The organism is Ruegeria sp. AH7, assembly GCF_056541325.1.
This window is the reverse complement of the sequence record NZ_JBQFYF010000007.1, coordinates 13979-27466: the sequence shown is the minus strand read 5'-3', so window position 1 is coordinate 27466 and position 13488 is coordinate 13979. Positions and strand designations below refer to the sequence as shown.

11 protein-coding genes are annotated in these 13488 nt (G+C 55.5%); 6 read left to right on the top strand and 5 right to left on the bottom strand.

The genetic code is table 11. From position 1 onward, the window contains the following. Positions 1-28: 28 nt before the first annotated feature. Positions 29-1603, bottom strand: coding sequence for an arylsulfatase (locus tag ACR0JX_RS16065; protein ID WP_475158131.1), 1575 nt, complete (start codon positions 1601-1603; stop codon positions 29-31). 277 nt (positions 1604-1880) lie between these two features. On the opposite strand from ACR0JX_RS16065, the gene ACR0JX_RS16060 reads away from it, so the two are divergent. From ACR0JX_RS16060 to ACR0JX_RS16035, 6 genes are all read left to right on the top strand, one after another. Continuing rightward, positions 1881-2864 (top strand): AAA family ATPase, encoded by a 984-nt coding sequence (locus tag ACR0JX_RS16060; RefSeq protein ID WP_480544802.1) that lies wholly within the window; start codon positions 1881-1883, stop codon positions 2862-2864. 31 nt (positions 2865-2895) lie between these two features. Then, complete coding sequence (locus tag ACR0JX_RS16055) at positions 2896-3840, top strand: DUF58 domain-containing protein (RefSeq protein ID WP_480544801.1); 945 nt, start codon at positions 2896-2898, stop codon at positions 3838-3840. Continuing rightward, positions 3837-4313 (top strand): DUF4381 domain-containing protein, encoded by a 477-nt coding sequence (locus tag ACR0JX_RS16050; protein ID WP_480544800.1) that lies wholly within the window; start codon positions 3837-3839, stop codon positions 4311-4313. Before ACR0JX_RS16055 ends, ACR0JX_RS16050 begins: the two co-directional genes overlap by 4 nt. Before the next feature lie 163 nt (positions 4314-4476). Further along, complete coding sequence (locus tag ACR0JX_RS16045) at positions 4477-5295, top strand: VWA domain-containing protein (protein WP_480544799.1); 819 nt, start codon at positions 4477-4479, stop codon at positions 5293-5295. Continuing rightward, a complete protein-coding gene (locus tag ACR0JX_RS16040) occupies positions 5292-6812 on the top strand; it encodes a VWA domain-containing protein (RefSeq protein ID WP_480544798.1) in 1521 nt (506 codons plus the stop codon). Before ACR0JX_RS16045 ends, ACR0JX_RS16040 begins: the two co-directional genes overlap by 4 nt. Then, on the top strand, positions 6809-8080 hold the full coding sequence (locus ACR0JX_RS16035; RefSeq protein WP_480544797.1) for a hypothetical protein: 1272 nt from the start codon (positions 6809-6811) through the stop codon (positions 8078-8080). The genes ACR0JX_RS16040 and ACR0JX_RS16035 overlap by 4 nt, the downstream gene beginning before the upstream one ends. Positions 8081-8785: 705 nt before the next feature. Here ACR0JX_RS16035 and ACR0JX_RS16030 read toward each other — a convergent pair. The 4 genes from ACR0JX_RS16030 to ACR0JX_RS16015 form a co-directional block, all read right to left on the bottom strand. Next, entirely contained in the window at positions 8786-9439 is a 654-nt protein-coding gene (locus ACR0JX_RS16030; protein WP_480544796.1) for a helix-turn-helix domain-containing protein, read from the bottom strand. Between the two features lie 243 nt (positions 9440-9682). Then, positions 9683-10372, bottom strand: a complete 690-nt coding sequence (locus tag ACR0JX_RS16025) for a hypothetical protein (RefSeq protein WP_480544795.1) — start codon at positions 10370-10372, stop codon at positions 9683-9685. Between the two features lie 466 nt (positions 10373-10838). Next, positions 10839-11930 (bottom strand): tyrosine-type recombinase/integrase, encoded by a 1092-nt coding sequence (locus ACR0JX_RS16020; RefSeq protein WP_480544794.1) that lies wholly within the window; start codon positions 11928-11930, stop codon positions 10839-10841. A 325-nt stretch (positions 11931-12255) separates the two neighbouring features. After that, a complete protein-coding gene (locus ACR0JX_RS16015; protein ID WP_480544793.1) occupies positions 12256-13488 on the bottom strand; it encodes an HlyD family secretion protein in 1233 nt (410 codons plus the stop codon).

Below are 13488 nucleotides of genomic sequence, written 5' to 3'. Positions count from 1 at the left end.
GCGGCCCGGATCGGTTCATTATTTAGGATCAATCGCCCACAGGCGCGGTCATCTTTTCCATCACCTGTTCCAGATTGAAGCTGGCGGCTTTCTGGCGTGGTGGGAATTCCTGGAATGTCGCCAGGAAATTGCCCACATATTGCTGTGCTGGGACAAGGAAATAGGCCCTATTAAGCAACCAGTCATAATAGGTGTTCGAAGTCCGGTAGGCGCGCTCATAGGGGTCACGGCGCAGATTGATGATCAGGGGGATGCGCAGCTCGGTCCATGGTTCCATCCAGGCGCGCAGAGTGCCCCATGCTTTCTGCTCAAGGAAAATGAGCTTCCAGTCGTCGTACCGCAGCGCCGTTAGATCACCGTCATCCGAGAAGTAGAAAATCTCTTTGCGCGGTCCCTCTTCCACCTCGCCCTTGAAATAGGGCAGGAAGTTATAACCATCCAGATGCACCTTGTATTCACGTCCGATGGCTTGAACACCGCCCTGAATCAGCTCCTCCTTGATATTGTCACGACCCGCAGCGGCCAGATAAGTCGGCAGCCAGTCCATATGGTGCATAATTTCGTTCGAGACTGAGCCAGGCTCAATCAAACCAGGCCAGCGCACCATCGAGGGCACCCGCCAGCCACCTTCCCAGTTGGTGTTCTTTTCACCCCAGAACGGAGTCATCGCGGCATCCGGCCAAGTGTTCATATGCGGGCCATTGTCGGTTGAATAGTGAACGATGGTATTGTCGGCGATACCCAACTCATCCAGCAGGTCCAGCAGTTGACCAACATGCATGTCATGTTCCAGCATCCCGTCGGTATATTCGTCGTTGCCCGGGTTACGCCGGTCATCAGCCACATGAGTGCGGAAGTGCATCCGCGTACCATTCCACCAGACATAGAATGGTTGCCCCTGCTCATGCGAGCGCTTGATGAAGTCGATAGCCGCGGCAACAGTTTCGTCATCGACTGTTTCCATGCGTTTCTTGGTTAGCGGGCCCGTATCCTCGATCGTGCCATCGGCCTTGGATTTGATCACGCCACGCGGGCCATAGGCTTCGCGGAAAGTGCGGCCATCAGCCAGTACCTGATCGCCGGGATAGTCTTCGTTTTCGGGCTCTTCTTCGGCGTTCAGATGGTAAAGATTGCCAAAAAACTCATCGAAACCATGGTTGGACGGCAGATGCTCATCCTTGTCGCCCAGATGATTTTTGCCGAACTGACCAGTAACATAGCCTTCGGCTTTGAGCAGCCCCGCGATTGTCGGGTCTTCCTCTTGCATCCCGAGATCGGCGCCCGGCAGGCCCACTTTGGACAAACCGGTCCGAAACACCGACTGCCCCATGATGTATGAAGACCGTCCAGCCGTGCAGGATTGCTCGCCGTAATAGTCGGTAAAGATCATGCCATCATCGGCGATTCGGTCGATATTCGGCGTGTGATACCCCATTAAACCCATCGTGTAGGCCGAGATGTTGGACTGGCCAACATCGTCACCCCAGATGACAAGAATATTGGGCTTTTGCTCTTGCGCAGTGGCGGAAACGGCCAGAAAAATCGCGCAGGTGAAAGTTGTTAATGGCCGGATGATGCGCCGGGGCTCAAAGGCTGCAAACATGTTTTCAAACCTTTTTTGTGAGTAATAGGGAACCCTTACAGCTTACACGTAAATTTGAGGCTTTGTGTTAAAAAATTGATTTATGGGATTGCTCAAATTAGTCTGAGCCGCATTCGGGGTTCAACTCCTGCCATATTCTGGATGGTTTGAAAGCGGATTTAATTCAATGTTTTAAACAGAGGAGTGTGTTTTTCGAATGCTCTCAAAGATTGAGTGGAAGTGCGTCTTCTTCTGTTTCGAGTGTAAAATTGGCTCAGGGTAATGACGGAGTATTCCCATGTCCGCACATGATCAGATCCTCGACCTCAAAGCCAGGATGGGTCGGTCTATCATCGGTCAGACTGAGGTGGTCGAGCGCTTGCTGATCGGCTTGCTGGCCAACGGCAACTTGCTTATCGAAGGGTTGCCCGGATTGGCCAAGACACGCGCCGTCAAAGCGATGGCCAAAAATCTGGACGCGCAGTTCAGCCGCATCCAATTTACGCCTGATTTACTGCCATCGGATGTCACCGGTACCGAGGTATACGTCCAGGCCAGCAGCACGTCCGAATTCCGGTTCGAGCCGGGGCCGATCTTTGCAAATATCGTGCTGGCCGATGAAATCAATCGCGCGCCAGCCAAGGTGCAGGCCGCCCTGCTGGAGGCGATGGAGGAACGCCAGGTCACGGTGTCGGGAACGACACATACGATGGAACCCCTTTTTATCGTCATGGCTACGCAGAACCCTATCGAACAGGAAGGCACCTATCCCTTACCCGAAGCACAAATGGACCGGTTCCTAATGCACGTGAATATCACCTACCCCCCGGTTGAGGACGAGGTTGAGGTCATCCGACTGGTCCGGGGCGAGGAACAGTCAACCAATCAGCCCAAAAAATCCAGCGCGTCCAAGCCTTCCGCCATTCGGCAGCAGGCCATCTTTGATGCGCGCGCGGAAATCTCCGGCATTCACGTCGCGGATGCGATGGAGCGTTACTTTGCCGATCTGGTGTACGCTACTCGAACCCCCGCAACCCTGAGCAGAGAACTGGCCAGCTGGATCGAGGTCGGTGCCAGCCCGCGCGCCTCGATCGCCCTGGACAAATGCAGCCGCGCGCACGCTTGGCTGGCCGGGCGAGACTATGTCGATCCGCTCGATGTCAGAGCCATTGCCCATGACGTATTCCGCCATCGCATCACATTGAGCTATGAGGCGCAGGGCGCTGGTCTGTCGCAGGATAATGTGACCGGCGAGATCATCAAACTGGTTGCCCTACCATGATGACAGGCCTTCGGCCGAGGATGTTATGCCAATGAAGCAAACGGCAACGATTACAGAGCTTGGGCATGATCCCCGTATTCATGTCGACCTGCACCAGTTAGTCGCGCTCAGACGACGTGCCTCGCGACTGACCTTTCTGCCTCGGCAACCTGCGAATTCCGTTCTGAACGGTCGCCATGCCTCGAAACTGCGCGGCCGGGGGCTGAATTTCGAAGAACTGCGCGCCTATCTGCCCGGAGATGATATCCGCACTCTGGACTGGAAAGTAACAGCACGCACGGGCACGCCCCATGTCCGGGTCTATACCGAAGAACGCGACCGCCCAACGCTGCTGCTGGTAGACCAACGCATATCGATGTTTTTTGGTAGCCAAGTCTACATGAAATCCGTCATCGCTGCCGAGGCCGCCGCCATTGCTGCGCATCTTTTGTTGGCGCAAGGCGATCGGGTCGGCGGGTTGGTCTTCTCGGACGACACTGTAGCCGAACACCGGCCCGTGCGCTCGGCCCTGTCCGTGCGACAGATGCTAGCCTCGATCGCTGACGCCAACAGTCGGTTATCGGCCAGAAGTCGGGTCGTTCGGCCCAACGTATTCAACCGGATGTTGCGCTCCGCGCTCCGGATTGCCAAGACAAATTATCTGATACTGATATTCTCCGATTTCGACGGTGTTGACGCCGCGTCCGAGCCTTTGATCCGCAACCTCGCCCGGCACAATGACGTGATGCTGTTCAACATCGCCGACCCGATGGCTGCGCATATTCCTGCAAATACACGCCTCGCTATATCGGACGGTACCTTGCAGGCAGAGATCGACACTTCTACTGCCGAGACTCACAAACAAATAGAAGTCTTTGCACAGGACCGACTGGCGCATATCCGCGGCTGGGCGCAGAAATACCAACTGCCCTTCCTGCCGTTGTCGACGCAATCCCCTGCGCTGGATCAAATCTCTCGTTTGTTGGGGGCGTCATGAACCCGGATCTGCACGGCCTCAACCTTGTCGAGTTGATCGACCTCTTGGAGCCCGCGCCGCAACCTTCACCAATCTCGATGATGCCTCAAACTGTTGGGTGGGCCTGGCTTGGGATGGCACTTGCGCTGTTGGCCGGATGGTTGATCCGGCAGGCCATCAAACACCGCCAAGCCAACGCCTATCGCCGTGCAGCCTTGGGCGCGCTGGCCAAAGCAGAGGATGATCCGGCTTGCATCGCCGATATCCTACGCCGCACTGCATTGAGCGGATTTCCACGCGGCGAGGTTGCAGGAATGACTGGCAAAGACTGGCTATACTTTCTCGACCAGACCATGGACAACGACCGGTTTTCGAATGGCCCTGGACGCATCGTTGCGCAAGCTCCCTACCGCCCGGTCCCGGCTTCTCCAGAGCTGACCCGCTTGGCGCACGACTGGATCGTGACGCACAAGCAGCCGAAGCAAGAGGTCTGAAGTGATCAACTTATTGTATCCATGGCTCTTGATCCTTTTGCCGCTACCTTGGCTGGTTTGGCGGTTTCTCCCGCCACACCGTGAAGAGGCCACGGCGATCCGAATCCCCTTTTTCCGGCAGTTGACAGAAGCAGCGGGTGCTACACCAGAGCAAGGTGCAACAGTGCTGCATCGGAGCAGAGTTCAGATCATCACTGCACTACTGGTCTGGACAATGATCGTGATCGGTCTGGCACAACCTCAACGGTTGAGCGATCCCATAGTGATTGAAAAATCGGCGCGAGACGTTGTGCTGGCCCTCGATATCTCGGGTTCCATGGATCAACGGGATTTAATCGGCGCAAACGGGCAAAGGATGCAAAGGCTGGATGCTGTACGCGATGTGCTCAAAACCTTCATCGCAGAGCGCGATGGCGACCGTATGGCTCTGATTGTCTTTGGCACACGCGCTTTCGTACAGGCTCCCTTCACCGAAGATCTGCAAAGCCTTGACGGATTCCTCGATCAGACTCAGGTGGGTATGGCCGGGCCAAACACCGCCATCGGAGATGCAATCGGTCTGGCAATCCGAATGTTCGACAGCAGCGATGTCGATGAGCGTCTGATCGTCCTGCTCAGCGATGGTGCGGACACCAACAGCCGGGTCTCGCCAGTTAATGCGGCGGAGATTGCCGCTGACAAAGGCGTGGTCATCCAAACCATCGGCGTGGGCGACCCCGAAGGGACAGGCGAAGATCGGGTCGATTTGACAGCATTGGAAAATGTCGCGACCCGCACCGGAGGCGCCTTCTTCTATGCCGATGACAGCTCAGCTTTGTCGCAAATCTATGAGCAGATCGACGCCATGGCACCTCGGATCGTCGAAGAAACCAGTTATCGGCCGACCTATTCGCTCGTTTGGGTGGCCAGCCTGCTCGCCGCCTTGCTGGGGATAGCAACGCTTGTTGCTCTGCTCGCTTCACGGACTTGGAGGCGGGCATGACCAGTTTTTTTGATGCTTTCCACTTCCTTCGTCCCCTCTGGTTGTTGCTTTTACCTGCGATTGTGCTGCTTTGGTACATTACAAGGCGACAACCCGGACAGCACAGACATGACACCCGGCATATCGCCCCGCATCTGGCAAAGGCTCTGCAGGTCGGTTCAAACGCCCAGCGGCGTATTGAACCAATTGACAGCGTCATGCTTTGTTTGAGTCTACTGGTACTCTCCGCAGCTGGTCCGTCATGGAACCGCACCCCCAACCCGCTAGTCGCGGAAACCGCACCTCTTGTGGTAGCGCTGGAGGTAACGTCTTCGATGGAGGATACCGATCTGGAACCCACTCGGCTAGACCGAGCGAGGTTCAAGATTTTGGATCTGATCGCTGCGCGGGCTGGCGCGCGTACTGCGCTTGTGGCCTATGCAGGCACCGCGCATCGGGTCGCACCGCTAACCGAAGACCCAGATATACTGCGCCCGCTATTGCAAGGGCTGGACCCCAAGGTGATGCCGGTTGAAGGGGATGATGCCGCTGCCGCATTGGATTTAGCGCGCGAAATACTGAAGGCTGCAGAAACGCCCGGTGCGATCCTCTTTGTGCTGGATGACCTTGATCCGGCAACGGTTGCAGCGTTCATGAATAACGACCCTGAACAGCCGCCTGTGTCGATGTTGGTTGCCGTGCCTTCCGGGCAAATCCCCGCCCAGATCACCGGGCTCGCAGACGTTTCGGCTGTTGGATTAACTGCCGATGACCGGGATATCGCAGAGATCGAACGGCAGTTAACCTCGGTGCAACAAGCGGCACAGCTGAACGATGAGCGTTTGGAATGGGACGATCGCGGCTGGGTGCTGCTATGGCCTGCTGCACTCATTGCTTTGCTGTGGTTCCGCCGCGGTTGGACCATGCGCTGGAGCACTGCACTTGCCGTTGTCTTCACACTTCAAATGCCGGGTAGTGCAAATGCCGATGGATGGAAGGATTGGTTTCTGACACCTGATCAACAAGGGCAGATTGCCTTTCGAAACAAGGAGTTTGCGCAAGCTGCCGATCTGTTCACCGACCCGATGTGGAAAGGTCACGCATTGCTAAGCGCCGGTCGCTACGAGGAAGCTGCCGAGTCATTCAGCGGGTTGGACAGTGCCGAGGCAGCCTTTTCCGAAGGTCTGGCACGGATCGGCAACCGCGAATACCGCGCAGGTGCGCAGGCCTTTGAAGCCGCTTTGGACCGCCAGCCAGATTTTCCTGCTGCTGCCAAAAACGCCGAAATCGCTTGGGCCATTGTCGAACAGGTCGAAACCACTCGTGAGCAATCCGACACTGGCGAGGAAAGTGGCATCGGGGCAGATGACATGACATTCGACAACGAAGCTCAGCGTGGAGTTACCACGCAGGTCGATGCACCTAGGGACAAGGCAAGGGCGCTGTCTCCCGACCAATGGATCGACAGCATCGACACCGATATGGGGGATTTCCTGCGCAGTCGGTTCCTCTACGACAATAGCGAGAAGGGCACATGATCCGTACTCTGATCGCGATATCGTTCCTGTGCATTGGTGCCAGCATCGCCATGGCGCAAGACCCGCGCGTTACGGCCGAGTTGGAAAACGACAGTACAATCGTCGGTCAGCCGCTGCTGCTACGCATTTCAATCCTTGTGCCAACATGGATGCCCGAACCGCCGATCTTTCCGGCTGTCGAAATTCCGTCACTTCTGGTCCGTCAGCCCGAGCGTTCCTCGGGGCCGATCAGCGAAAAAATCGATGGTGAAACCTGGTCGGGGGTGCGCCGCAGCTATCGCCTCTACCCGCTCGCAGGCGGCAGCTATACCCTACCGCCGGAAGACGTAGTCGTTACCTATGCCAACCCGGACACAAATGAACCGGTGACTTTCTCTGGCTCACTTCCAGAACTGACTTTCAATGCCACCATCCCCGAAGGGGCATCTGGGCTGGATCCACTGATCATCGCCAGCGGGTTCGAACTCCAGCAACAGATTGATGGAGATCCCAGTATGGCTGTTGGAGGGGCTCTGACTAGGACCATTACAGCAAAGATCACTGGCACCTCGCCCATCATGATCCCTCGCCTATCTCCTGCACCCGAAGGGGACAGCCTGCGCGCCTATCCAAAAGATCCCCAAATCGACGAGAAAGAAGACCGGGGTCTGCTGCGAGGGACGCGCACGGAAACAACCTCGTATGTCGCTCAGTACGAAGGGGCCGCCGTATTGCCGGAAGTGACACTTGATTGGTTCAACATCGAGACCGAACAGCTGGAAACCGCGATCTTACCGACACTTGACGTGTCTATTCTCGGCGCAGCTTCTGACAATGCGCAAGACGGAAATGCATGGCAATTGCACAAAGTGTTTTGGCTTATGTTGGGATCGGTCGCATTCGTTGCCGTAGCGATCCGGACTTTTTCAGCGCGAATGGTATCGCTTCTGGCAACAATGAGAGCGCGCGCTATCCAAACCGAATGGTACGCCGCGCATATGTGTCTCAATGCCATCTCGCGACGTGATTTGACGGCTCTGACGACTTCTTTTGCCGCATGGACGAAATACTATCCCGGTACTTCTGAACAAAGTTTCTCGGTCGTTCTCGAGGGCATGGCCTCAATTGGCAAGGCACGGTTCGGAGCAAAGACTCAGGAAGCGACCATGCACTGGCGCACGCTACATTCTGGTTTCTCAACCACACGCCGCCGTATGCGAGGTAAAACTAATCGCGCCCGCCGGAGCCCCCAACTGCACCAATTGAATCCGACATGGTCTGGTAGTTAGACCCGCGTTTCAGCTGCAGAGGTCTTCACCAAGACGGACTAACGCGACGGGATCTAAACCAACCGGAACCAAAAAGGCGTTTGGATCACTGCCTTCTTGAACTACATCGTGTTGCGCATTTAACTCCAGTTTCTACCCCTGTTGTGGCTGTGGGCAAGTGAACGTAGTAGTTTTGGTCGGACTGAGAGAAATGGTAGACCTGCGCGAAGGCCAATGTGCCGGGGATATCGTCGGCGCAATTAGTGCGGCGTTGCGCGGTTAATGCCGCGCCAAAATAGGGTGTATCCGTGCCGGCTAGCTCCACCTCGGACAATAACTGCCCAAGCAATTACAACTCGCCCTGGCCCAGAAACCGTTCGCATCTGATTTATCTAGCTTCGTGTTCTTTACTACCATTTCTCGGTGCTCGCCGCTTCGGATCCGAGTAGTAAGCGCGCTTAGCCGCCTACCTTCCATCCAGATATTGTGCATCTGCTTAAACTCGATCCCATCCACGTTGAATGTCCGCTACACATTGGAGCGTTTTTCCATCTCGCACCCGCAGCGAACTTCCGCTTCCCGCCCTTTCCTTCGACACCCCCCCTATAACTTTCGCGCGAAAAAATCTGGTTACCCCCGCCGGTCCCTTGGCTTAAAGCTCGCAACTTTTGACACTCCCCCCTCTCGGTTTCAGCACAGAAAGGCGATGAAACTGTGTAACCTGTCCTAGCCGAGCTCTTGACCATTCGTCGCCGTGACCCATTCGAAGAATGCGAGGTAGCGAGCTGTGTCTTCGTCTTTCGGAAAGCGCGAAGGCAATAGGTAGTTCCCAGCTCTTCTCAGCAATTGCAGAAGCTCGACGTCGTCACCCGGCCAGTGGTTTTCGAACCAGAGCCTCCAACTCGCCAGAGCACCGCTCTCAAGATCGGAAATCAGGTGGCATGACATCGACCGATCAACCAGGCTGCTGTCTTTTATGTTCTTTCCTTGGTTCTTATAGGGGGTGACAGCCATGTCACCCTTGCGCGACAGCAATGTCACCTCTCGGGGTGATAGGCTGTCACCCCTGTTGTCACCCTTTAGGTCGGGTAGGCAGATCTGGTGCGCCCGGTCGGCATTCCGAACTTTGACCCGGCGTAGATACCCTGCCTGTTCCAGCATCTTGATGTATCGCTGCACGGTTCTCTTATCGACGCCCAGGCGCTTTGCGAGTGTTGCATTCTTCGGCCAACAGCGCCCCGTTTCCTTGTTCACAAAGCTATCACACAAACAGGTGGCCATTTGCTTTGCACCACGCGACAGGTTTGCATCTTCATTGACCCGCCTTTTCCATTCGAATCGCAACTTGCCAAACGCAGGGGTATTCTTGGGCTTTTCCATCTGCACCCACCTACACCCTGTTCTCTTCAATCCAGGAATGGATGTCCGCGAGCTTGTATCGGACCAGGCGGCCAACACGCACAAAACGCGGCCCACTACCCCGAAGCGCACTCAGCTCCAAAAATCGTTTAGATATCCCAAAACGCTCTTCAACTTCTGCTCTCGACAGAAGTCTTTCATCATAAGGTTTCATGTAACTGCTCCAATAGCGATCCCATTGCCTGGAGCATCACACAACCCAGCTTACGGCGCATTGGATTGGTTTGGATACTTTTGGAGCAGTTTGGACAGCTCTTCGTTTTTCGCCCATTTACCTTTCTGTTTCAGTGCAGAAGAGATTCCTTTTCTCAAACGCACAACCTTGGCCTCGGAGCTATGCCCTTTGATCTCATTGTCGTGTTTTGCCGCCACCTTCTCAGCCGCTCGATTCATCGAAAGCGCTAGATCAGAAAGACAAAGTTCGACGCCAATTAGAATAAATTTCTCATCGGCACGCCCGAACCCACGCTCGCGCTTGTAAGGTAGATTGTTGTTGTTCGACAGCAAAACACCCATCTCAGTCTTTGCCTGATTGATATCCCGAGACCCGCTATTGGCGCTTTCAGTGACACTCGGTACCTGCTCAGCGCCGATGAACATCCAGGTGCCCTGGCCCGGATATGGATCAGAATGTGGGTAGTTTTCTCGTCCGAGCTCACTTTCTGCTTTTTCGAAGCTGTGAAGATAGGTCGCCCTGTCGATTTCATAGTGACCTCCAGCTCCAAACCCCGTGCCGGGCATCATCGGAAGATATACGCCAACATCTGTTGGCATAAACCCAATCCAATGACCATGCGCGTGCCCGTCCTGCAAATGGCTCCAAAATATCTGGCGACATTCGTACTCTGCGCTCGCATAAGGCCGCAGGACTTGCGAGAGATAGGCCTCGCTCAAGAACTCTCGATATGGGATAGGCAGACCCGGGCATAAATGCGCACCGCGATTTGCTGGCCGTTTGCTTCCGGGTTCGGGAGGCGAGTCGTATCGGCCTTCGAAGCTGCAGTCCTTCTCGCGCCATTTGAGAAACAGCCGCTGAGTGTGCTCCTGGTGGAGCTTTGCTGCTGCACCAACTTGGCCTTCAATCTCAGGGCGACACAGAGAGGCAAGACCTCTATGCCACTGCAAGCTCTGGTCATCCAACGCTGACGCCAAACGCCCATTCGGACAGATCCTGCGTATGACGTCTTGAAAGACCGCAAGATCGATCTTCGGATTATCCAACGCACATGCTGCATAGTCCCGTAAGATCTTATCAAACGGGCCTCGTTTGCGATTTGGCTTCCCGTCCAGGTCCGCTCGCAACGGTTTCATTGGGTCGATCTTTCTACCCTGTGACACGGAAGTGACCTCCCCTTGGCAATCAAATAGCTGTCCGATCACGCTCGCTGCGAACGCTCAGCTCGTCGCACACAGTTTCCATTGCGGGTCTGAGCGCGTCGAGGGATGGTTTCACATAGCGCTGTCCGGTGATCGAAAGTGGTGTGTGGTTCAGCAAACGGCCAACAATCTCTTCGAGTATCCCGGCCTCCATTGCGACTGTTGCAAAGGTTCGACGATGGGCGTGGCTGGACCATTGCATACGCTCAGGTCCCTTCAGATAACCCGTAGGTGATTTGGGTGACGGAAACACCCATTGCCGATGCAGGCCTCGCACGGGAGCCAGTATCTCGTGATGCACCTGTGAGATGGGAAGATCAAAGCTGCGTCCATTCTTGGTTATCGGCAAATGGATGTGATCTTCTTGGATCTGCTTCCATTCCAACGTCAACGCCTCGGTCTTGCGAAAGCCTGTGAACAAAAGCAGCTCGTAGAAGACTTTGTGAATGGGGTTGTAAAGATCGTCCACTGTTTGACGCCAGAGGCGTAGATCTTCGATGATCGCCCCTTCTGGCTTTTCTTCATACCATTCGATGGCCATCGTCGGGCTTTCCGGCAAATCGTGAATACGACGCGCATGGTTCCAGACGGTCCGAAAGTATTTCAGCGTATGATTTGCCGAAGATGGCGTTGCTGCCATGGATCTGTGACGCTCTACCACCATCGACTTGGTGATCTCATCCAGCGGTAGGCGCAGCCAATCTTTTAAATGCAGCTCAAACTGCTGGCGCACACCTGACCGGTGGACCTCAGACCGAAGCTTGGGACGGGCCAGATAGGTTTCCATGGCTGTCTCAAGCGTCGGCGCTCCGATCTGAATACGCTTACCGGCCCCCCTGCCCCAGTCCAGCGCATATCCCAGTGCTGTCTGGCGTGCAGTATCTGCGGAAATCATCGGGTAGCGCCCGATCAACACCCGCCGCGTCTGACCCCCAACATCTTTCTGAAAGTACCAGGTCTTTGACTGTTTCCCGACGAAGAGAACTAGCCCCTTTATCTCGCCATCCCAGTGCTTGGCGGTACCCTGTTTTGTCTGCGGAACCTTGCGCGCGAACGTCTCTGTGAGCTTTGGCATTTTATCGGCTTTTTGTCGGAAATGGTAAGATACGAGCTGTTACCACATGATACGTGATGCAACATGTTATTGAACTAAATGAAAGATATAGCAACTACACGATACTCAGTGAAATTGATCATCATTGCTTGGAAGGCTGAGGTCTTACCACTACACAATGCCCTCTCACGGTTTTCGCGGGTTAGGACATGCGTCTGGGCGCGCCAAATGCGAAGTGGACATTTGAGGGCCAGATTTCTGCGTCGCGCATACCAACCATAGAATCGCCTCCTCCTAAGGGTCAGATACGGGTCTGCCCCGGAGAACGACCGGGGCCGGTTCAGGCCTAGTGGCCAGTTAGAACCAGGGTGTTGACCGGCATTAGGATCAATCGCAGGCGCAGCCCCGCCGCGTGTACCACACCTATGGTGTCAACAACATGAAGAAAAGCGCCTTCCCAGAACCCGAGGTCTTCGTGTTCAAGCCTTTCATGATTGTCAGTATAGACATTCGCCAGACAGTTGCTGCCCGGCGGAATGTCGTCGGCCATGCCTTTGTAAAGCGGCTCCATATAAACCAGAATGGACCCCGGAACCTTGTTGTTCTGCACATCGCGCAGCTCGTCCGACGGTCTGATCTGACCCGAGGGGATGACGTCCTGAACCTCAACCACAACCATTGGGATCACGGTGAAGGGCTTGGTCATGCATCCCAGCTCTCCGATCATGCCGGGTTTGATGACCTGTGCAGATAGCTGATTGAACGCCGCCTGAAACCGATCATGCCCGGAATGGGACGGCACGAGAATACCTGCGGGTCGCAACAGTGGACTGACATAATCCCCCACCTGCAACCCAAACTGTTCTACACGTCCGGTCACACCGGCATTGATCACAGTCTTGTCCAGTTCCGTCATCGCGGCATCGAGTTGCGCATTTGCGCTGGCAAGTTGGGCCGGGATCAATTCTTCGATTTGTTGAACAACCGCTGCCCGCTTGGACTGGGCTGCCGTTACCTGCGCTTCGCGCTCGGCCACGAGATTTTCTAACCGCTCAATCTCGGCCAATCGAACCGCGCTAGAGCCCTCGTCACGCAGCGTGGTGTTGCGCTCAAGGTCTTCCAGCGATTGCGCCAGCGCCGCGCGGGCCCCGGCAATACCTGCATCGGCTTCTGCCAGATCAGTTTCTGCCACTTTCAGTGAGGCCTGGACCTGAGCCACTTGCGCGTGCGCCGACTGAACCTGCGCTTGCTGAGTGAAATCCTCGATCCGGAAAATCGGTTGACCAGCGATCACCTGTTCGTTGTTGCGCACGTAAACTTCTGCCACACGACCGCCCAGTTGCGGCAGGATGGTAACCGTCCGGAAGTAGGATGCGGCACTGGAACTGGCCGGATGAAAGTAGAACAGCGTGGTAATCACCGTCAGGGCCAGGATGGCGCAGGTGGTCAAGCCCCAGCGCAATTCGTACCACATTGTGAACAGGGTGATTTCATGCCCGATGCGTTTGCCTTGCACAAAGCGGCGGAACAGATAATCGGGCAGCACCGTGATCAGGGCGCAGAGCATTGTTTCGATCAT